The sequence below is a fragment of the Vagococcus sp. WN89Y genome (assembly GCF_052220145.1).
GTDB lineage: Bacteria > Pseudomonadota > Gammaproteobacteria > Enterobacterales > Enterobacteriaceae > Kosakonia.
The window spans coordinates 38,595-58,222 of sequence record NZ_JBQPOM010000012.1 but is presented as its reverse complement, the minus strand read 5'-3'; the positions used below and the strand labels follow the sequence as shown (position 1 = coordinate 58,222).

The following is a 19,628-nucleotide window of genomic DNA, read 5'->3' as shown; positions in this document are numbered from 1 at the left end:
AACCCGCCATAAATCGGCGGGTTTTTTTATGGTTTGCAGCCGTTAAAGCTTCGGACCGGCACTGACCAGCGCTGCGCCCGCCGGGGTATCAGTGTACTTCTCGAAGTTATCGATAAACAGATTCGCCAGCTGGGTTGCTTTCTCCTGCCACTGCTCCGGTGACGCCCAGGTGTTACGCGGGTCCAGAATGGCCGCATCGACGCCCGGCAGCTGTGTCGGGATCGCCAGGTCGAAAATCGGCAGCGTAAAGGTCTCTGCATCATCCAGCGAACCATTAAGAATGGCATCGATAATCGCGCGCGTATCCTTAATAGAGATACGTTTGCCGGTGCCGTTCCAGCCGGTATTGACCAGATACGCCTGCGCGCCTGCATCCTGCATCCGTTTTACCAGCACTTCAGCGTACTGTGTCGGGTGCAGCGAGAGGAAAGCCGCGCCGAAGCAGGCGGAGAAGGTCGGGGTCGGTTCAGTCACGCCGCGCTCGGTTCCCGCCAGTTTCGCGGTAAAACCGGAGAGGAAGTGATACTGCGTCTGGCTCGCGGTCAGGCGTGACACCGGCGGCAATACGCCGAATGCATCCGCCGTCAGGAAGATAACTTTTGTGGCGTGGCCCGCTTTCGACACCGGTTTAACGATATTCTGGATATGGTAAATCGGATACGACACACGGGTGTTTTCCGTTTTCGATGCATCATCAAAATCGATGCTGCCATCGGCGCGGACGGTGACGTTTTCCAGCAGCGCATCGCGGCGGATGGCGTGGAAGATGTCCGGTTCGGCTTCTTCAGAGAGACGGATGGTTTTTGCGTAGCAACCGCCTTCGAAGTTGAACACGCCGTCGTCATCCCAGCCGTGCTCGTCATCGCCAATCAGACGACGCTTCGGATCGGTGGAAAGGGTGGTTTTGCCGGTGCCAGAAAGGCCGAAGAAAACGGCGACATCACCTTTCTCGCCCACGTTCGCCGAGCAGTGCATCGAGGCGATGCCTTTCAGCGGCAGCAGGTAGTTCATAATGGAGAACATGCCTTTTTTCATCTCGCCGCCGTACCAGGTACCGCCGATCAGCTGCATACGCTCGGTCAGGTTAAAGGCGACAAAGTTTTCTGAATTAAGACCCTGTTCCTGCCATTGTGGATTGGTGCATTTCGCGCCATTCAACACAATAAAGTCCGGCTCAAAACTTGCCAGCTCTTCATCGGTCGGGCGGATAAACATATTTTTGACGAAGTGTGCCTGCCAGGCGACTTCGGTGATAAAGCGCACCGCGAGGCGGGAGTCCGGGTTGGCACCGCAAAACGCATCAACGACAAACAGACGTTTGCCGGAGAGTTCTTCAGTGACCAGACCTTTTAAATGCTGCCACACTTCTGGCGAGAGCGGCTTGTTGTCGTTCTTGCCTTTACCTTTATCGGACCACCACACGGTGTCGCGGGTGGTGTCATCACGGACGATATACTTATCTTTTGGCGAACGGCCGGTAAAAATACCGGTGTCGACGGCGACAGCACCAGAATTCGTTAACACACCACGCTCGTAACCTTCCAGGTCTGGACGGAGCTCTTCCTGATACAACGTATCGTAATCGGGGTTGTAAACGATATCCTGTACATCGTTGATACCATAAGCCTTGAGATCTTGCGGGGTTAAGCTCTTAACACGCATTTCACTACTCCTTAGCCAAATGTACTGCTGGAAATTGTAGGGTCATTCTTCATTGTGTAACCGGGACGAGGCTCATAGATTTACGTATCTCGACAAACCAGGCTTACGGGCAATGCTGCGACTTTCATCACGTTAGGCGACGAATTATGTCAGGAATAAGGCACAATGATCGGGAAAGTTTTCTTAAAAGGCTATAAAGCAAAATATTTAACCGCAAGTTTGTGACTGTAATCGCTTTCATGAAAGTAAATTACGTAACACTTTCATACAGGATTTTAACGGAAACGTGACGGAGTTGGCAAAAACGCCGCCCGGAGGCGGCGTGATTGCTTAATGAAGCTGCGGATCGGCGGGGGAGGCGTTGTTGCGGATTTCAGCAATATCCATTGCGTTGAACACATAATGGTTGCCGCAGTAATCGCAGTGCATATCAATTTCGCCCTCTTCGGCGATGATGCTGTCCACTTCTTCCTCCGGCAGCGTTTTCAGCGCATCCGCGCAGCGCTCGCGTGAGCAGGTGCATTTGAACACCACATCCTGCGGATCGTAGAGGGTGACTTCTTCTTCGTGATACAGACGCCACAGCACATCTTCCGCGCTAAGCGCCAGCAGCTCTTCGGCTTTCACGGTCTCGGTCAGTACCGCCAGATGCTCGAAGTCATTCGCCTGCGTGTCTTGTGCGGGCAGCACCTGCAACAGCATACCGCCTGCCGCCAGCTGACCTTCCACTTCACCGGTACGAATAAAAAGACGCGTCGGCAGCTGCTCAGAGCGCAGGAAATAATCTTCCAGGCACGCGGCCAGCGTGTCGCCTTCCAGACCCACCACGCCCTGGTAACGCTCGCCCTCTTCCGGCGTGATAGTGATAACCAGATAACCATTGCCCACCAGGGTTTTCAGGTCGGCATCGTCCGGAATTTCACCCTGAACACGCGCCACGCCGCGCATTTGCTGACGGTTGTTACCGTTGATGACCGCAAGGCTCATCGGGCCATCACCCTGCAGCTGGACGGTAATATCACCGGCAAACTTCAGCGTCGCGGTCAGCAGGCTGGTAGCCACCAGCAGCTCACCCAGCAACGTTTTTACCGGCAACGGGTAGTTGTGGTTCTCCAGCATCTGTTGCCAGGTGTTGGAAACAGTCACCAGCTCGCCGCGCACGGCATAGTTTTCAAACAGATAGCGGTGTAATTGGTCTTGATGGGCCATAATTATCTCTCTTGCGGGTGAGCGTTACTCGCTGTCACCGTATTTAAATTTTATCAGATCGCGGCGCTCTTTTTTGCCCGGCCGCCTGTCCGGGTGCGGCATCGTTAGCGCGTTCAGCTTGCGGGCCTGTGCCATTTTTTTGCGTTTTTCAACGCTCTCTGCCGTCTCTTCGTAGAGCGCGGCAGCTTCCGCCGCCGGGCGGCGCTGTTCCGTAATACCTTTGACTATCACGGTGCGCTCGTCGTTTCCCTGGCGCAACGTGAGGGTGGCGTTCAGCTCAACGATTTTACTCGGCTTGCTGCGCTGCCCGTTGTAATGCACTTTGCCGCCTTCAATCATTTCGCGAGCCAGAGCGCGTGTTTTATAAAAACGTGCCGCCCATAGCCATTTATCCAGCCGGATCTCTTGCGCTGGCTGCTGTTTCATCACACCTCCTTAAGAAGCGAGGGGATCAAGCGACGGTAATCGTTCATGCCGGGATGGCGCAGATAGCGCTTTTCCGCCATGCCGGAGTCCGGGTTGGTGATGCCCAGACAGTAACGAATGCCGAATTTCGCAGCAGCATCCAGAATCGGTTCGCTGTCATCAACAAACAGGGTTCTTTCGGGGTCTAACCCTGTTTCCTGCGCAACCGCCTGCCACAAGCGCTGATCCTCTTTCGGATAACCAAATGTGTGGGTGGAAAGTAATAAATCAAGGTGCGACGCAAGCCCGGTGTGCTCAAGTTTTACCGCCAGATTATGCGGGTGCGCATTGGTCAGCAAAATACGGCGCTTGCCGCTTTTTTTCAGCGCATCCAGAAACGGCACTGTGTCTTCACGCAATAGCGCGCGCGGGCCGTGCTGGGTGGTCATGGCGCAAATATCAAGACCGAGGCGTTCGCTCCAGTAATCCAGACAATACCAGTTTAGCGTATGCTGTACGGCGTGATATTCCTGACCAATCAGGCGCTGTGCTTCATCAGGCGTGATACCCTGCTGCGCGGCATAGGTTTCCGGTACCAGTTTTTGCCAGAAAAAGTTATCAAACGCGAGGTCAAGCAGGGTGCCGTCCATGTCCAGCAGAACGGTATCAACGTCCTGCCAGGCAATATCAATATGCATAGTGGAATTCCAGCCGAGGAAAACGTGCGCGACAGGGTAGCACAGCTCGCGTTGCGGGTCGTTACTGGCTGAGGCTTTCCTGCGTGTCGAGCAAATGCGGGTTCAGGCAGCTTTCATAATACTGCTGAATTTGTTCGAAGCGAGAGCGGTTACGCTGGTAGCGACGCAGCGCGACGACGCCGTTGTACAGGCCGCTCACCACCATAGCGAAAAGCAGCAAAGTTGTGCCGGTATAGCGCCACAGGCCGCTGGCATCCGGCATGCGGTGCAGGCTGATAACTTTTGTGCCGTTCGCATTGGTATAAATATTTGTGATGATCCCTTCGGCGCGGAACGGCGTATGCATCAGCATTTGCGCCAGCCTCTGGAACTCGTCCCACTGCTCCTGTGCCGGGTAATCATAGAGAGGAATCGGCGGCCACGGCTGATCCACCAGCTCGCTGCCTTCTTCGCTGATAATCATAAAACCTCCCGGAGCCGGGCTGTTCAGCGCCTGCGCCGCACGGGTCGTTTCGCGCAGAATAAAGGGCGCGGTAGAGGTGGTCACCAGGTTATCCAGCGACTCGGCGCTCACCGGGCGCAGCAAGACATTCATGCCCGTCAGTTTGCCATCAAGGGCACGCCTGGTCAGCGTCTCCCAGTCTTTAGTGTTGCCAAGGTTTACCAGCGCGTTTTTCAGCCGCAGGCATTCGTCTTCAGCAGCACACAAGTCCTGAGTTTTCAGTACGATGTCAGCGAAATCATCCAGCAAAACCATACCAGATTTCTGAATGGCGGAGCGAAGTACCGGGCTAACGCGAGAGTCTTCTTCAGCAGTTGGGTGAAGCTGGCGGCTAACGGCTTGAGCAAGGGCAGTGGCTTTGGTCACGGTCTCAGATTCTGGCAACGGCAGGGGCGGGGCGTTGTTCCAGATGACCTGCGAGCAGTCGAACGGCGTAAACGGAGAGGCCCGGCGCGAAGACCAGTTATTCTGCATGTGAATATTACACATCCCGGTGCCGTTGATGCGCAGCGTGTCGCCAATACGCAGAGCCGTGGCCTCAAGCTGAGCAACGCTGTTTGCTTCAATGGTTTGCGCGCCCTTAATCCACGAAACGGTGAATTTGATAGGCATATCCAGCGGAACCCAGACCAGCAGCATCACCACCACAACCAGCGAACCGGCGGCAATCACGGCGCTGCGCACCCAGTGCTGGAGCGGGAAATTTTTCACTTCGTCATGCAGGGATAAAAAACGCCCCTGGCGCACCACGTGACGATCGAGGTAAATATCAATATCGGTCTGCTGCCCGAGGTCCTGGGCGACAAACTGCTGCCAGTGGCGCGGATAGATAAGATCGATAATCCCCAACGAGATGTTGTTCATCTGGTCCTGGGTGTTTTCACCAAACAGCCCCCAGCGTTTTGGCGTACCGCGCAGGCAATGGATCTCGCGCAGCGTGTTTTTAGCCGGTGGCGCATACAGCCCCCATAGCCCGGCCGCAAGCAGTAGAATCGCGCCGCCAGCCAGCCACGGGACAAAAACATCCGGTGAGATCAGGCAAAAGAAAAAGAGTAAAAAAGCCGCGCAAATAAGTAACGCTTCGCGCATGCCGTCCGGGCGACTTAACGCGTGCTCTTCAGGCGTTTCACGGCGGATATTCAGAAGCTCTATCTGTTCGCTCTCTTCACCGCGAATGGCCGAATGATGTGCAGGAAGGCCTTCCAGTTCGCTGCCGCGCTCTTCATGAATATATTCACCAAGCGTATGCCCGTTCAGCGAGATCACCAGCGGCAGGGAATCGGTGCGGATCACTTCGACGTTGTTCTCGTCGTTAATATACTGCTCCCAAAAAGGCGGCAGATGCACTTCGACGGAATCGAGATAGTAGCGCCATTTATTGGGCGCATCCGGGGTGATGCCATAGCGTGTTATCGGGTGCGAAACAAACAGCACGGTGTTGCTATGGGCATTTAATTTAATGGTCACCGGCGCGGCGGTTGCGCCCGTAGGGCCTGGTGTATTTTGGGTACGGGAAAGGGAGTCGAGATAGCTTTCGACGGCTTCGCGTTCTTCTGCGGTCAGCTTACGGGCGGTCGCACCAGAAAAGGCCTGTAAAAAAGGCAGTCGATAGCGACGCTGCGACCTTAACCTATAAATCCATCCGGCGAGGAATACGCAGGCCAGCATAGCAGCGAAAAAAATCAAAATGGTGCTCATGCTTTCCCCATCTTACTTTTCCGAACAGGTGTAGTCAGTTGCACCCTTCCCGTAGACAATCAGAATGGTTGGCCGACGTTATTCTCAGTCTTTTTAGGCGGATACCATCGCGTGAAAGGATAGCAAAACCACCTATAGGGGAATATCAGCAAATTCTTAGTTTTAATTCAACCACTTGACTTTTGTGCTTATTTAGGATTTTTATCTTTAAGGTTGCAGGAATGTAAATTAAAGGCGAATAGATTGCTCAAAGTGTGCGTAGTGTCGCACAATAACGAGAGTTTCTCTGCAAAGACCGATAATAATGAGCGAATCATTGCAAAAACCCACCATTCTCCACGTCGAAACCGTCGCTTCTTCACGGCTTTTTAATGTGGAAAGCGTGGATCTGGAGTTCAGCAACGGCGTGCGCCGTGTTTACGAGCGCATGCGTCCTTCCACTCACGAAGCCGTGATGATCGTGCCCATTGTCGATGATCACCTGATTCTTATCCGTGAATATGCGGTCGGCACGGAGTCTTACGAGCTTGGTTTTTCCAAAGGTCTCATTGATGCTGGTGAGAGTATATACGAAGCGGCGAACCGTGAGTTAAAAGAAGAGGTAGGATTTGGCGCAAAAAATCTGACTTTTTTGAAAAAGTTAAGCATGGCGCCCTCTTACTTCTCCAGCAAGATGAACATTGTCGTCGCCGAGGAGCTTTACCCGGAGTCGCTGGAGGGTGATGAACCTGAACCGTTGCCGCAGGTGCGCTGGCCGTTAAAGCATATGATGGATTTGCTTGAAGAGCCGGACTTTACCGAAGCGCGCAACGTCAGCGCCCTGTTTTTAGTCCGCGAGTGGCTAAGAGAGCAGGGGCGGCTCTGAGCAATCAAAAAGGGCGCCGAAGCGCCCTTTTTACGTATTGCGCAACGCAGCGCTAGAACAGTTCGTGCGTCTCACCGTTATCAATCAGCGTGGTTCCCACTTCCTGCACCGCCTGCTGGGTTGGCTGCGTACCTTCGATAAAGTACTCCTGACGGCTGCTACCGCCGTTCGCCAGTTGCCCGGTGCGTCTGTCGATATTGACCGTCACCACGCCCGGCGGCGGGGTGAGAGGCTGTTCCGGCACGCCGTCCAGCACGGCTTTCATATAATCATCCCACGCAGGCTGCGCGCTCTTCGCTCCGCCTTCATAGCCTGAGATCTGATCTTTGATAGCACCGGAAGCGGTGGTACGCCCTAAGTTGCGGCGATGGTCGTCAAAACCAATCCAGACAGACGTCACCACACCAGGGCCATAGCCAGAGAACCAGGCGTCTTTCGAACTGTTCGTCGTCCCGGTTTTGCCGCCAATATCGTTGCGCTTGAGATCGCGCCCCGCCCGCCAGCCGGTACCCTGCCAGCCCGGCTCGCCAAAGACGTTACTGTTCAGCGCGCTCTTAATCAAAAACGCCAGCGGCGTGCTGACCACATGCGGCGCATACTCTTCGCCGCCGCTTCGCTGCACCAGCGCCCGGTTTGCCTGCTCAAGCTGCGGCATCGGCACGAAAGCATTATTCTGCTCCTGCGAGGTGGCGACATTTTCCATGTCTTTGTTTTCCAGCACGTCAGACTTAGGTGTTTCGCCGTAAATCACCGGAATATCGCAATCCGCGCAGGCCACTTTCGGTTTCGCTTCAAACTGCACGTTACCCTGGCCGTCTTCAATTTTTGCGATGTAAAAAGGGTCGACCAAAAAGCCGCCATTGGCCATGACCGCATAGCCCCGCGCCACCTGGAGCGGTGTAAAAGAGGCGGAGCCGAGTGCCAGCGACTCGGTACGCACAATGTTTTGCGCCGGGAAACCGAAGCGCTGCAAATACTCGGCGGCGTAATCCACGCCCATCGCGCGCATCGCACGCACCATCACCACGTTTTTCGACTGCCCTAATCCCTGGCGCAGGCGAATCGGGCCATCATATTGATCCGGCGAGTTTTTTGGCCGCCAGTCAGAACCGGCACCAGCATCCCAGCGGGAGATTGGCGCATCGTTGAGGATGCTCGCCAGCGTCAGGCCTTTATCCATCGCGGCGGTGTAGAGGAACGGTTTGATATTTGACCCGACCTGGCGCAGTGCCTGGGTCGCGCGGTTAAATTTGCTCTGGTTGAAGTCAAAACCGCCGACCAGCGCCAGTACCGCGCCATTTTGCGGGTTAAGAGAAACCAGCGCGGAGTTGACATCCGGCACCTGCCCCAGCCACCAGTCATCACCGACCTGGCGCACCCAGATTTGCTGCCCGGTCTGCACGGCATCAGTGACTTTGCGCGGTGTCGGGCCTTGTTGCGTATCGGAGCGATAAGGGCGCGCCCAGCGTACGCCTTCTAACTTCAGCGACACCGTAGAACCGTCCGCCAGCAGCGCGGTGGCTTCCTGCGGGTTGGCGCTGGTCACCACCGCCGGAAGCAGCGGCCCATACGTTGGCAGCGCTTTTAACGAGTCGGTAATTTTCTTGCTGTCCCAGGGCGTTTCACCCACTTTCCACAGCACGTTTGACGGCCCGCGATAACCGTGGCGCATATCGTAGTCCATCACGTTTTTACGCACGGCAGCCTGGGCGGCTTGCTGGGTTTTTCGCGTAATCGTGGTGTAAATACGGTAGCCATCTTCGTAAGCTTTCTCGCCATAGCGCGCGACCATATCCTGGCGCACAAGCTCAGAGAGATAGGGGGCAGAGAACGCGATTTCCGGCGCATGGTAGCGGGCTTCGATTGCCTCGCTGCGCGCCTGTTCGGCCTGTTGCTGGCTGATATACCCTTCGCTTTGCATACGGGCCAGCACCACGTTGCGGCGCGCTAGCGCGCGGTCGGGCGAGTAAAGCGGGTTAAACGTCGAAGGCGCTTTTGGCAGCCCGGCAATAACGGCCATCTCGCTTAAAGTCAGTTGATCGACCGTTTTGCCGAAATAGACCTGTGCGGCGGCACCTACGCCATAGGCGCGGTAGCCGAGGTAAATTTTGTTGAGATACAGCTCCAGGATTTCGTCTTTATTCAGCATCTGCTCGATACGAATCGCCAGGAACACTTCTTTAATTTTACGTATCAGCGTGCGTTCAGGGCTTAAGAAGAAGTTACGCGCCAGCTGCTGCGTAATGGTGCTGGCTCCTTGCGAAGCATGGCCGGAAAACAGCGCAACACTTGCGGCACGGAAAATCCCCACCGGATCGACGCCATGATGCTCATAAAAACGGCTATCTTCGGTCGCGATAAATGCTTTCACAAACTCAGGTGGAATTTGGCTAAGTGTCAAAGGGATACGGCGTTTTTCACCGTACTGCGCGATCAATTCGCCATCGGCAGTGTAGACCTGCATGGGGATCTGCAGCCGCACATCTTTCAGCGTCGCCACATCAGGCAACTGCGGCTCAATAAATTTGTACAGACCGTATATCGAGCCTGCTCCCAGCAGAATGCAACAGACTGCAAGGATGAATAAATACTTTACGAACTTCACTGTAAATTTCCCATCTGGTGGCAATTGGGCAGTTTATAAACAAACGCGCGGTAGTATAAAGGCAAGCCTGAAGCATTGATATAGCAGCAACCCGCAAGTCGATAAGGAGATCGTATTTTATGGCATTCAGGCATTGGCAAATAGGCGTGCATATTCAAGAGGATGGCGTTTACGCTGTCGCGCTGGCGACAGGTCATCGCGGCCTGGCGTTACGGCGCTGGTGGCACCTTCCTTTACCTCCCGGCACGGTCGTTCAGGGGCGAATAAAAGCGCCGGAACACCTGCTTGCGGCACTTCACCCCTGGCGGCGGACGCTGCCACAGCGCCACTGTGTGCGGCTGGCCATTCCCGCCGGGCAGACGCTGCAAAAAAAGCTGCCTCGCCCGGCGGTCTCTCTGCGCGAGCCAAAGCTTGTCAGGTGGGTTTCGCAGGCGATGGCGCAAGAGCTGGAAATGTCCGAAACAGACCTCTGTTTTGATTTTACCGAAGACGAGCCCGGGGCAAATTACGGCGTGACGGCGGTGCAAAACAAAGACATTGCCGCGCTGCTGGATATCGCTCGCGCGCTCTCTCTTCACCTCTCCTCCATTACGCCGGATGCCTGCGCGCTACAAACTCTGCTTCCCTGGCTGACAACACCCGTGCGTTGCCTTGCCTGGTGCGATGAGCGGCAATGGCTATGGGCTATGAAAGAGGGCTGGGGGCGTCGTGCGCGAGAGGATGCGAAGGGCGCGGCGCAGTTGGCAGGCATACTGGGGCTGCCCACAGACGAGATAGTGCAGTGCTGCGACACTGCCAGCGGCTTCGACTGCTGGTGTGCCATTGCTCAGCGCCAGCCACCGCTACCGGCGGCGGGAGAGCGTTTTGCCATCGCGCTTGGGCTGGCGCTGGCGAGGGGGTACTGATGCTGCCGGTTGTCAATTTTCTTCCCTGGCGTCGTCTCCGGCAGCGGCGTAGCGCTCGCCGCTGGGCCTGTGCTTTCCTGCTGACGGCGCTGGTTATTGCCGCAAGCGGTATCGCATGGCAGGGGCAGGCTGCGCTGCGCTTTCATCACGCGGCACTGTGGCAGCACTCAGACGGCGAAATAGCCGCTGCGCTTGACGGGGCCAAAAAGCCTTTGCAACTGCGCCAGCAGCAGTGGCAGCAAGCACAGGCCCGCGCGTTGCGCCAGCACAACACCCGCCTCTGGCGCGACACGCTGCTGGCACTGGCAGAACGTTTGCCGCCGCAGGCCTGGCTTACAGAACTTCGCTGGCAGCAGGAACGGCTGACGCTTTCCGGGCTGGCAGGCTCCTTTAGCGCATTACGCGAAATGGAACTGCGCCTGCAGGGCGTGGTGGGTTTTGCTCTGCAACCCGCCGGGGCGATGGTCCGCGATACACAGGGGCGCTGGCGTTTTCAGTATCAGCTTAACCGGGAGCATAACGATGGGCTGCAACCTTGACCGCTGGCTGGCCCTGTCAGTAACCGCGCGCCTGTTGTGCTGGCTGGCGGCAACGCTATGCGGCCTGGCGCTACTGTGGTGGCTTTTGATATCGCCGCAGCAAAAACAGCTGGCGCAGCTTGCCAGAGAGCGCACGGCACGGGAAGCGTCCCGGCAGGTCCTGTGGCGTACATTGCGTGCGCTGGAACCACCTGCGGGTGCGCCGTTGCCCGCTTTTGCTCACACATGCCTTTTTTCGCCGCTGAGTTTACCGTCGCAGGAGCAGCAACTCGTGCGCTGGCAGCCGGAACGTGATGGCGCAGAAGCGGAACTGGAAACAGGCTGGGAGGCAGCGGTGAATGTCTTTCAACGCCTGGCGCAGTGCGATATGCACATTCCCGCCTTTTCACTGGCGGGCACGGGTAACACGCTGCGTTTCATCATGCAACTGGAGCAGGGCGATAGTGATTAAACGTCTGTTGTTGGCCGCAACGCTTTGCCTGTTGCTAAGCGGGATGCGCAACCCTTTCCAGCCAGCGGCGCAGCCCTGCCAGGGCATGCTACCTGAGCGCTGGCAGTATCACGGCGCGGTAACGGGCGGGCAGGCGCTGGGTTTTTTACGCGATGCAGAAGGGCGCTGGCATCGGGTTACTGCTGGCAGGCAACTGAACAATGGGTGGCAGGTAGAAGCGATGACTATGCACGAAATGGTTCTCACGCGGGGTGAGGAGTGCCTCCCGGCACAATGGAGACTAAAACGAGAAGGAACCCGGAATGAAAAAATGGATAGCGGGGCTGGTATTCAGCAGCCTGTTGGCAGCGTGGGTGCAGGCGGCGCAGCTCGTCACGCTGACGCTGGATGACGTGCCGGTCGCTCAGGTGTTACAGGCGCTGGCGGCGCAGGAAAAGCAGAACATCGTGATACCGCCGGAGGTAAAAGGGGAGCTGTCGTTGCACCTGGTCGATGTCCCCTGGCTGCAAGCTTTGCAAACGGTGGCGAGCAGTGCCGGGCTGGCGCTGAGTCGGCAGGGGGATGTCTGGCATGTCCATACCGCCAGCATGCAACAGCAAAAGCAGGCTGAGCGGGATGCCGGCGAAGCAAGGCGCAAGCAGAATGCGCCACTGCTCACGCGAAGTATCACGCTGCGTTATGCCGATGCCAGCGAACTGGCGCAGGCGGGCGAGAAGCTGCTGAGTCCACAGGGCACGATAACCGTCGATATACGGCTCAACCGACTATTGGTGCGGGATAATAAAGAAGCGTTGGCAGGCGTTGAAAAATGGATTTCACAGATGGATTTGCCGGTAGAGCAGATAGAACTGGCGGCGCATATCGTTACCATCAGCGAAAAAAGTCTGCGCGAGCTGGGCGTAAAATGGGGACTTGCGCAAAACTCGCCGCTGGCGTCTGCGCTGTCTGCCGATCTTTCTGTTGGCGCTGCCAGTACGCGCATAGGTTTTAACATTGGCAGCATCAATGCGCGAGCGCTCGACGTTGAATTATCGGCCCTGGAGCAAAAACAGCAGCTTGAGATTATCGCCAGCCCGCGTTTACTCGCTTCTCACCGGCAGCCTGCCAGCATCAAGCAGGGCAGTGAGATACCGTATCAGGTTTCCAGCGGCGAGAGCGGTAAAACGTCTGTTGAGTTTAAAGAGGCGGTGCTGGGCATGGAGGTGACGCCAACCGTGCTTGCGGATAAGCGCGTGCGTCTGAAGTTGCGCATCAGCCAGAACATGCCGGGCCGGATGCTACAGCAGGCGGAAGGCGAAACCATGGCTATCGATAAACAGGAAATTGAAACGCTGGTTGAAGTAAAAAGCGGCGAAACGCTGGCGCTCGGCGGTATTTTTTCGCAAAAAAACACGGCGGGTAAAAATCAGATACCCGTGCTGGGCGCGCTTCCAGGCATTGGAAGATTATTCCGCCACACCGCGAAAGACCACGAGCGGCGGGAGCTGGTGGTGTTTATTACCCCCAGGCTCGCTGCGCTCAATTAATCTTGTCTCTGGCGCTCCTTTTTCAGCGGAACTTGGTCCAGGTGTTTGACGTGAGGGATGATTTAGCTTACAAGGAGTACCGATTTGAGCGTCAGCGGTCTCCGACTTATTAAAAATGCTCTGTGCCTGGTTAATGATTTAATAAGTTGCCAAACAAGCCGGAGTACTGAGATAATTTTCGATCTGACTCTCGCACTATCGCATAAGAGGTTTCAGTTCATGCCCTGCTACGCCTCGTGTTTGCGCAGCGGGTTTATCATCAACGAATAGTCTTAGTAGTACCGAAAAAATGGCAGAGAAACGCAATATCTTTCTGGTTGGGCCTATGGGTGCCGGCAAAAGCACTATTGGGCGCCAGTTAGCTCAACAACTCAATATGGAATTTTACGATTCTGATCAAGAGATTGAGAAACGAACCGGAGCTGATGTGGGCTGGGTCTTCGATGTAGAAGGTGAAGAAGGTTTCCGCGATCGCGAAGAAAAAATCATCAATGAGCTGACGGAAAAACAGGGCATCGTACTGGCAACCGGCGGCGGTTCTGTGAAATCTCGCGAAACCCGTAATCGTCTCTCCGCCCGTGGCGTAGTGGTGTATCTGGAAACCACTATCGAAAAGCAACTGGCTCGCACTCAGCGCGATAAAAAACGTCCGCTTCTGCAAGTGGATACACCGCCACGCGAAGTACTGGAAGCGCTGGCGGATGAACGTAATCCGCTGTATGAGGAGATTGCTGACGTTACCATTCGTACTGACGATCAGAGCGCTAAAGTGGTCGCAAACCAGATTATTCATATGCTGGAAAGCAATTAATTCTGGCTTAATAACAGGCCTGCGGGTTTAAGCAACTAAGGTGGATGTCGCGTCATGGAGAGGATCACCGTCACTCTCGGGGAACGTAGTTACCCCATCACCATCGCGGCTGGTTTGTTCAACGATCCAGCTTCCTTCTTGCCTCTGAAGTCGGGTGATCAGGTTATGCTGGTCACCAACGAAACGCTGGCACCCCTCTACCTGGATAACGTTCGCCAGGTTCTGGAGCAGGCGGGGGTGAAAGTTGATAGCGTGATCCTGCCGGATGGCGAGCAGTACAAAAGCCTGGCGGTGATGGACACTGTATTCACCGCGCTGTTGCAAAAACCCCACGGGCGCGACACCACTCTGGTTGCGCTCGGCGGCGGCGTAGTTGGTGATTTAACCGGCTTCGCGGCGGCAAGTTATCAGCGCGGCGTGCGCTTTATCCAGGTGCCGACGACGCTCCTTTCTCAGGTTGACTCCTCCGTTGGCGGTAAAACGGCGGTTAACCATCCCCTTGGCAAAAACATGATCGGCGCGTTCTACCAGCCTGCGTCGGTGGTTGTCGATCTCGATTGCCTGAAAACACTTCCGGCCCGCGAGCTCTCCTCCGGTCTTGCCGAAGTGATAAAATATGGCGTGATTCTGGACGGCGAGTTCTTTCGCTGGCTTGAGCAAAATATGGACGCGCTGCTGCGTCTTGACGGCGCGGCGATGGCGTACTGTATTCGCCGTTGTTGTGAGCTTAAAGCCGAAGTTGTTGCGGCGGATGAGCGCGAAACCGGCTTACGTGCTTTACTGAACTTAGGGCATACCTTCGGGCACGCTATCGAAGCTGAAATGGGCTACGGTAACTGGCTACACGGTGAAGCTGTCGCGGCGGGCATGGTGATGGCGGCACGCACATCAGAGCGCCTTGGGCAGTTCACCCGTGAAGAAACCCTGCGTATCATTGCACTGCTTGAGCGCGCGGGCTTACCGGTGAAAGGCCCGCAGGAGATGTCAGCGCAGGCTTATCTGCCGCATATGCTGCGTGATAAAAAAGTGCTGGCGGGCGGGATGCGCCTGGTGCTCCCCCTCGCAATAGGGAAGAGTGAAGTGCGCGGCGGAGTGTCGCACGACGTAGTACTTGGCGCTATTGCTGATTGCCAGCAGGCTTAATTATTAGAAAGGTCTGGTCACGGCGAGCCGTGACGTTTAATTCGGGCGCGATGCAAGTGGTTGGCATACGCCTTTGAGTGGGGTGTTAAATGGATGAATTCAAACCAGAAGACGAGCTGAAACCCGATCCCAGCGATCGTCGAACTGGTCGTTCTCGCCAGGCTTCCGATCGTGTCGATGAGCCGCAGATCAATTTTGATGATGTTGATCTGGATGCCGACGATCGTCCTTCCCGCAGCCGCCGCGCGCGCGAAGAGGAAAGCTATGAAGAGGATGAAGGCATTCTGGACGACGAGCGTGAAGAGCGCCGTCCGCGTAAGCGTAAAAAGGCCGTCGCGGCAAAACCGGCTTCCCGTCAGTATCTGATGATGGGTATTGGTATTCTGGTGCTGCTGCTGTTGATTATTGGCATCGGTTCCGCGCTGAAATCCCCTGCGCCTTCCTCATCGAACGAACAAACGTCCCCGGCGGCGGAAAATGCGCCGCGCGATGTCACGCTGCCGCCTATCTCTTCCACCCCCTCGCAGGCGGCACCTGCCGTCACGCCGGAAGGCCAGCAGCGCGTTGAGCTGCCGGGCGACTTGAATACGGCGCTGTCGCAGCCGCAGGGCCAGGCGCAGGTTGATAGCGCTGTGGGCTCGACGCTGCCGACCGAACCGGCAACCGTTGCGCCGGTGCGTAACGGCAACGCTAACGCTGGCCGTTCGCCGTCTGGCGTTAATGAAACGCATAACGCGACCACGCGCCCTGAGCGCAAGCAGATGGTGATTGAGCCAAAAACGCAGGCCAAAGCGCCCGCGGCGAAAGCTGAGTCTAAACCTGCGGCTGCGCCAGCAAAACGTAACGAAACGGCGCAGAGCGCACCGGTGAAAACCCCGGCACAGCCGAAAGCGGCAGCAAGCGCGGCACCAGCAAGCGGCGCGCAGGCCAGCGGCAATGTCGCTGCGCTGAAGTCTGCTCCGGCCAGCAATTACACCTTGCAGTTGAGCAGTTCATCGAACTACAACAACCTCAACGCGTGGGCGAAGAAATCCAATCTGAAAAACTTTGTTGTTTATCAGACGACACGTAACGGGCAGCCGTGGTACGTGCTGGTAAGCGGCGTATATGCATCGAAAGATGAAGCGAAACGCGCAGTTTCAACGCTTCCGGCGGATGTTCAGGCGAAAAATCCGTGGGCTAAGCCGCTGCGTCAGGTACAGGCCGATTTGAAGTAATGTTTAAAGCGCAGGATGCTGTCGGAGCTTTCTCCACAGCTGGAGAGAGTGTAAGTAATCAGTCAGCATGAAAAAAAATCGCGCTTTTTTGAAATGGGCAGGGGGTAAGTATCCCCTGCTGGATGATATCGGAAGGCACCTGCCAAAAGGTGAATGCCTTATTGAACCCTTTGTCGGCGCGGGATCGGTGTTCCTCAATACCTCTTACTCGCGCTATATCCTCGCAGATATCAATAGCGACCTGATAAGTCTATATAATATCGTTAAAGACCGCCCGGATGAGTACGTCCGCTATGCGCGGGAGCTGTTTGCGCCCGAGACGAATCAATCTGTGGTTTACTATCAACTGCGTGAAGAGTTTAACCGCAGTAAAGATCCGTTCCGGCGCGCGCTACTGTTTTTGTATCTCAACCGGCATGGTTACAACGGCCTGTGCCGCTATAACTTGCGCGGTGAGTTTAATGTTCCGTTCGGGCGCTATAAAAAACCCTATTTTCCGCAGGCTGAGCTGTACCATTTTGCCGAAAAAGCTCAGGATGCGTTTTTCTATTGTGAATCTTACGCCGACAGCATGGCGCGGGCCGACGCGAACTCCGTCGTCTATTGCGATCCGCCGTATGCGCCCTTGTCCGCAACGGCAAACTTTACGGCGTATCATACGAACAGCTTTAGTCTGGAGCAGCAGGTGCATCTGGCCGCGCTTGCCGAAAACCTGATGCGCAACCAGGTACCGGTGCTGATCTCTAATCATGACACAGCCTTAACGCGTGAGTGGTACCGCCAGGCAAAGTTACATGTGGTCAAAGTGCGGCGCAGTATCAGCAGTAACGGCGGCACACGTAATAAGGTGGATGAATTGCTGGCGCTCTATCGCCCGGCTATCCTCTAAGCCGCGTTCATTGCCCCGGCCCATACTTTCTCAAGGAGATGTGGATGAAACAGTATTTGATTGCCCCTTCGATTCTGTCGGCTGATTTCGCCCGCCTGGGTGAAGATACCGCCAAAGCACTGGCCGCCGGTGCCGATGTCGTCCATTTCGACGTGATGGACAACCATTATGTGCCGAACCTGACCATTGGCCCGATGGTGCTGAAATCTCTGCGAGACTACGGTATTACCGCACCGATCGACGTCCATCTGATGGTTAAACCTGTCGATCGCCTGGTGCCGGACTTCGCCGCTGCGGGCGCAAGCATTATCACGTTTCATCCTGAAGCTTCAGAGCATGTTGACCGCACGCTGCAACTGATTAAAGAGCACGGCTGTAAAGCGGGCCTGGTGTTCAACCCGGCGACGCCGCTGAGCTACCTGGATTATGTGATGGATAAGCTGGACGTTATTCTGCTGATGTCGGTGAACCCCGGCTTCGGCGGGCAGTCGTTTATTCCCCATACGCTGGATAAACTGCGCGAAGTGCGCCGTCGCATTGATGCTTCCGGTTACGATATTCGCCTGGAAGTCGACGGCGGCGTGAAGGTGGACAACATTCGCGAGATAGCTGCGGCAGGCGCGGATATGTTTGTTGCGGGTTCGGCGATTTTCGGCAAGCCGGACTATAAGCAGGTGATTGATGAAATGCGTCAGGAGTTATCGAAGGTAAGTCATGGATAAAATGCAGTCGATAAAGGGCATCGCTTTTGATCTCGACGGCACGCTGGTGGACAGCGCGCCAGGGCTGACGGCAGCGGTTGACAATGCATTGTATGCGCTGGAGCTGCCGCAGGCGGGCGAAGCGCGTGTCGTGACCTGGATTGGTAACGGCGCGGATGTGATGATGGAGCGCGCGTTTAACTGGGCGCGCCAGGAGCGGGCTATCCAGCGGGCGACGCAGGGCAAACCGGACATCGACGATGGTGACATCCCGCAGGCAGAGCAGGTTCGTATGCTGCGTAAGCTGTTTGACCGTTACTATGCCGAGACCGTGGATGAGGGCAGTTTCCTGTTCCCGCAGGTGGCCCAAACGCTTGAAGCGCTGCATGCCAAAGGCCTGCCGCTGGCGCTGGTGACCAATAAGCCGACGCCGTTTGTTGCGCCTTTGCTGGAAACGCTGGGCATCGCCCGCTATTTTACCTTTGTAGTGGGCGGCGATGACGTGGTGAATAAAAAACCGCACCCGGAGCCGCTACTGCTGGTCTGCAACAAGCTCGGCATCCAGCCGCATGAGTTGCTCTTTGTCGGGGATTCGCGCAATGATATTCAGGCGGCGAAAGCGGCAGGTTGCGTCAGCGTTGGCCTGACTTATGGCTACAACTATGGCGAAGCCATTAATTTAAGCGAACCGGACTACGTGTTTGCACGTTTCGAAGAACTCCTGCCCGCATTCGGGCTCTCGCACAGTGAACATCAGGAAATAAACAATGACTAAGCCCATCGTCTTTAGCGGCGCACAGCCCTCAGGTGAACTCACCATCGGTAACTATATGGGTGCGCTGCGTCAGTGGGTGAACATGCAGGACGACTATCACTGTATCTACTGCATCGTTGACCAGCACGCGATCACCGTGCGTCAGGACCCGCAGGCGCTGCGTAAAGCGACGCTGGATACGCTGGCGCTCTATCTGGCCTGTGGTATCGATCCGCAAAAGAGCACCATCTTTGTTCAGTCTCACGTACCGGAGCACGCGCAGCTGGGCTGGGCGCTGAACTGCTACACCTATTTCGGCGAGCTGAGCCGCATGACTCAGTTCAAAGACAAGTCCGCACGCTATGCAGAAAACATCAACGCCGGTCTGTTTGATTACCCGGTGCTGATGGCGGCTGACATTCTGCTGTATCAAACCAACCAGGTGCCGGTGGGTGAAGATCAGAAGCAGCATCTGGAGCTGAGCCGCGATATCGCCCAGCGTTTTAACGCAATCTATGGCGATGTCTTTAAAGTGCCAGAGCCGTTTATCCCGAAATCCGGCGCGCGCGTGATGTCGCTGCTGGAGCCGACCAAAAAGATGTCCAAGTCTGACGATAACCGCAACAACGTTATCGGGCTGCTGGAAGATCCGAAATCGGTGGTGAAGAAAATCAAGCGTGCGGTGACCGACTCTGACGAGCCGCCGGTCGTCCGTTACGATATCGCCAACAAAGCAGGCGTCTCTAACCTGCTGGACATTCTTTCTGCCGTGACGGGTCAAAGCATTGCCGAGCTGGAGCAGCATTTCGAAGGCAAAATGTATGGTCATCTGAAAGGTGAAGTCGCCGAAGCCGTGTCCGGGATGCTGACGGAGCTACAGGAGCGCTATCACCGCTTCCGTAACGATGAAGCGTTCCTGCAACAGGTGATGAAAGACGGCGCAGAAAAAGCCAGCGCGCGCGCCTCCGTGACGCTGAAGAAAGTCTACGAAGCCATTGGTTTCGTGGCCAAGCCGTAACATGCCAGGGCAGGTGACGCCTGCCCTGTT

19 protein-coding genes are annotated in these 19,628 nt (G+C 55.9%); 13 read left to right on the top strand and 6 right to left on the bottom strand.

From position 1 onward, the window contains the following. Nucleotides 1-42: 42 nt before the first annotated feature. The 5 genes from pckA to ACTU3N_RS03095 all read right to left on the bottom strand — a co-directional run bounded on the left by pckA (nt 43) and on the right by ACTU3N_RS03095 (nt 6,174). Complete coding sequence (gene pckA / locus ACTU3N_RS03115; RefSeq protein ID WP_443084673.1) at nt 43-1,662, bottom strand: phosphoenolpyruvate carboxykinase (ATP); 1,620 nt, start codon at nt 1,660-1,662, stop codon at nt 43-45. Between the two features lie 330 nt (nt 1,663-1,992). After that, entirely contained in the window at nt 1,993-2,871 is an 879-nt protein-coding gene (gene hslO / locus ACTU3N_RS03110; RefSeq protein WP_443084672.1) for an Hsp33 family molecular chaperone HslO, read from the bottom strand. A 24-nt stretch (nt 2,872-2,895) separates the two neighbouring features. Then, nucleotides 2,896-3,297 (bottom strand): ribosome-associated heat shock protein Hsp15, encoded by a 402-nt coding sequence (hslR, locus tag ACTU3N_RS03105; protein ID WP_443084671.1) that lies wholly within the window; start codon nt 3,295-3,297, stop codon nt 2,896-2,898. Beyond that, on the bottom strand, nt 3,297-3,974 hold the full coding sequence (gene yrfG, locus ACTU3N_RS03100) for a GMP/IMP nucleotidase (RefSeq protein ID WP_443084670.1): 678 nt from the start codon (nt 3,972-3,974) through the stop codon (nt 3,297-3,299). Before yrfG ends, hslR begins: the two co-directional genes overlap by 1 nt. A 61-nt stretch (nt 3,975-4,035) precedes the next feature. After that, nucleotides 4,036-6,174 carry an intracellular growth attenuator family protein gene (locus ACTU3N_RS03095; protein ID WP_443084669.1) on the bottom strand — a complete coding sequence of 713 codons (2,139 nt, stop codon included), beginning with the start codon at nt 6,172-6,174 and terminating at the stop codon, nt 4,036-4,038. 304 nt (nt 6,175-6,478) lie between these two features. Between ACTU3N_RS03095 and nudE the strand changes: the two genes are divergently transcribed. Next, nucleotides 6,479-7,039: an ADP compounds hydrolase NudE gene (nudE, locus tag ACTU3N_RS03090; protein WP_443084668.1), complete on the top strand. Its 561-nt coding sequence runs from the start codon at nt 6,479-6,481 to the stop codon at nt 7,037-7,039. Between the two features lie 52 nt (nt 7,040-7,091). On the opposite strand, the gene mrcA is transcribed toward nudE, so the two are convergent. Beyond that, on the bottom strand, nt 7,092-9,644 hold the full coding sequence (gene mrcA / locus ACTU3N_RS03085; RefSeq protein WP_443084667.1) for a peptidoglycan glycosyltransferase/peptidoglycan DD-transpeptidase MrcA: 2,553 nt from the start codon (nt 9,642-9,644) through the stop codon (nt 7,092-7,094). 119 nt (nt 9,645-9,763) lie between these two features. Here mrcA and ACTU3N_RS03080 point away from each other — a divergent pair, with 119 nt between their 5' ends. The 12 genes from ACTU3N_RS03080 (at nt 9,764) to trpS (ending at nt 19,598) form a co-directional block, all read left to right on the top strand. Then, complete coding sequence (locus ACTU3N_RS03080; protein WP_443084666.1) at nt 9,764-10,549, top strand: hypothetical protein; 786 nt, start codon at nt 9,764-9,766, stop codon at nt 10,547-10,549. Next, a complete protein-coding gene (locus tag ACTU3N_RS03075) occupies nt 10,549-11,088 on the top strand; it encodes a PilN domain-containing protein (RefSeq protein WP_443084665.1) in 540 nt (179 codons plus the stop codon). The genes ACTU3N_RS03080 and ACTU3N_RS03075 overlap by 1 nt, the downstream gene beginning before the upstream one ends. Beyond that, entirely contained in the window at nt 11,072-11,539 is a 468-nt protein-coding gene (locus ACTU3N_RS03070) for a HofO family protein (RefSeq protein ID WP_443084664.1), read from the top strand. The genes ACTU3N_RS03075 and ACTU3N_RS03070 overlap by 17 nt, the downstream gene beginning before the upstream one ends. Then, nucleotides 11,532-11,930 (top strand): HofP DNA utilization family protein, encoded by a 399-nt coding sequence (locus ACTU3N_RS03065; protein ID WP_443084663.1) that lies wholly within the window; start codon nt 11,532-11,534, stop codon nt 11,928-11,930. The genes ACTU3N_RS03070 and ACTU3N_RS03065 overlap by 8 nt, the downstream gene beginning before the upstream one ends. Beyond that, on the top strand, nt 11,842-13,065 hold the full coding sequence (hofQ, locus tag ACTU3N_RS03060; RefSeq protein WP_443084662.1) for a DNA uptake porin HofQ: 1,224 nt from the start codon (nt 11,842-11,844) through the stop codon (nt 13,063-13,065). Before ACTU3N_RS03065 ends, hofQ begins: the two co-directional genes overlap by 89 nt. Before the next feature lie 289 nt (nt 13,066-13,354). Then, entirely contained in the window at nt 13,355-13,876 is a 522-nt protein-coding gene (gene aroK, locus ACTU3N_RS03055; RefSeq protein ID WP_017459852.1) for a shikimate kinase AroK, read from the top strand. Between the two features lie 54 nt (nt 13,877-13,930). Continuing rightward, nucleotides 13,931-15,019, top strand: coding sequence for a 3-dehydroquinate synthase (gene aroB / locus ACTU3N_RS03050; protein ID WP_443084661.1), 1,089 nt, complete (start codon nt 13,931-13,933; stop codon nt 15,017-15,019). 89 nt (nt 15,020-15,108) lie between these two features. Beyond that, the gene (damX, locus tag ACTU3N_RS03045) at nt 15,109-16,236 is read left to right on the top strand and encodes a cell division protein DamX (protein WP_443084660.1); all 1,128 of its coding nucleotides are present in this window, start codon (nt 15,109-15,111) and stop codon (nt 16,234-16,236) included. A 67-nt stretch (nt 16,237-16,303) separates the two neighbouring features. Then, nucleotides 16,304-17,125, top strand: a complete 822-nt coding sequence (gene dam, locus ACTU3N_RS03040; RefSeq protein WP_443084659.1) for an adenine-specific DNA-methyltransferase — start codon at nt 16,304-16,306, stop codon at nt 17,123-17,125. A 44-nt stretch (nt 17,126-17,169) separates the two neighbouring features. Further along, nucleotides 17,170-17,847 carry a ribulose-phosphate 3-epimerase gene (rpe, locus tag ACTU3N_RS03035; RefSeq protein ID WP_443084658.1) on the top strand — a complete coding sequence of 226 codons (678 nt, stop codon included), beginning with the start codon at nt 17,170-17,172 and terminating at the stop codon, nt 17,845-17,847. Beyond that, nucleotides 17,840-18,601: a phosphoglycolate phosphatase gene (gene gph / locus ACTU3N_RS03030; RefSeq protein ID WP_443084657.1), complete on the top strand. Its 762-nt coding sequence runs from the start codon at nt 17,840-17,842 to the stop codon at nt 18,599-18,601. Before rpe ends, gph begins: the two co-directional genes overlap by 8 nt. Beyond that, nucleotides 18,594-19,598 carry a tryptophan--tRNA ligase gene (gene trpS, locus ACTU3N_RS03025; protein ID WP_443084656.1) on the top strand — a complete coding sequence of 335 codons (1,005 nt, stop codon included), beginning with the start codon at nt 18,594-18,596 and terminating at the stop codon, nt 19,596-19,598. Before gph ends, trpS begins: the two co-directional genes overlap by 8 nt. Nucleotides 19,599-19,628: the final 30 nt, after the last annotated feature.

Bases quoted from the DNA above. Each gene is read 5' to 3' on its own strand.
- aroK (WP_017459852.1), top strand. From the start codon at position 13,355: ATGGCAGAGAAACGCAATATCTTTCTGGTTGGGCCTATGGGTGCCGGC.
- nudE (WP_443084668.1), top strand. From the start codon at position 6,479: ATGAGCGAATCATTGCAAAAACCCACCATTCTCCACGTCGAAACCGTC.
- ACTU3N_RS03075 (WP_443084665.1), top strand. From the start codon at position 10,549: ATGCTGCCGGTTGTCAATTTTCTTCCCTGGCGTCGTCTCCGGCAGCGG.
- yrfG (WP_443084670.1), bottom strand. From the start codon at position 3,974: ATGCATATTGATATTGCCTGGCAGGACGTTGATACCGTTCTGCTGGAC.
- aroB (WP_443084661.1), top strand. From the start codon at position 13,931: ATGGAGAGGATCACCGTCACTCTCGGGGAACGTAGTTACCCCATCACC.
- hslO (WP_443084672.1), bottom strand. From the start codon at position 2,871: ATGGCCCATCAAGACCAATTACACCGCTATCTGTTTGAAAACTATGCC.
- ACTU3N_RS03080 (WP_443084666.1), top strand. From the start codon at position 9,764: ATGGCATTCAGGCATTGGCAAATAGGCGTGCATATTCAAGAGGATGGC.
- dam (WP_443084659.1), top strand. From the start codon at position 16,304: ATGAAAAAAAATCGCGCTTTTTTGAAATGGGCAGGGGGTAAGTATCCC.
- hofQ (WP_443084662.1), top strand. From the start codon at position 11,842: ATGAAAAAATGGATAGCGGGGCTGGTATTCAGCAGCCTGTTGGCAGCG.
- pckA (WP_443084673.1), bottom strand. From the start codon at position 1,662: ATGCGTGTTAAGAGCTTAACCCCGCAAGATCTCAAGGCTTATGGTATC.
- ACTU3N_RS03070 (WP_443084664.1), top strand. From the start codon at position 11,072: ATGGGCTGCAACCTTGACCGCTGGCTGGCCCTGTCAGTAACCGCGCGC.
- trpS (WP_443084656.1), top strand. From the start codon at position 18,594: ATGACTAAGCCCATCGTCTTTAGCGGCGCACAGCCCTCAGGTGAACTC.
- rpe (WP_443084658.1), top strand. From the start codon at position 17,170: ATGAAACAGTATTTGATTGCCCCTTCGATTCTGTCGGCTGATTTCGCC.
- hslR (WP_443084671.1), bottom strand. From the start codon at position 3,297: ATGAAACAGCAGCCAGCGCAAGAGATCCGGCTGGATAAATGGCTATGG.
- damX (WP_443084660.1), top strand. From the start codon at position 15,109: ATGGATGAATTCAAACCAGAAGACGAGCTGAAACCCGATCCCAGCGAT.
- ACTU3N_RS03095 (WP_443084669.1), bottom strand. From the start codon at position 6,174: ATGAGCACCATTTTGATTTTTTTCGCTGCTATGCTGGCCTGCGTATTC.
- gph (WP_443084657.1), top strand. From the start codon at position 17,840: ATGGATAAAATGCAGTCGATAAAGGGCATCGCTTTTGATCTCGACGGC.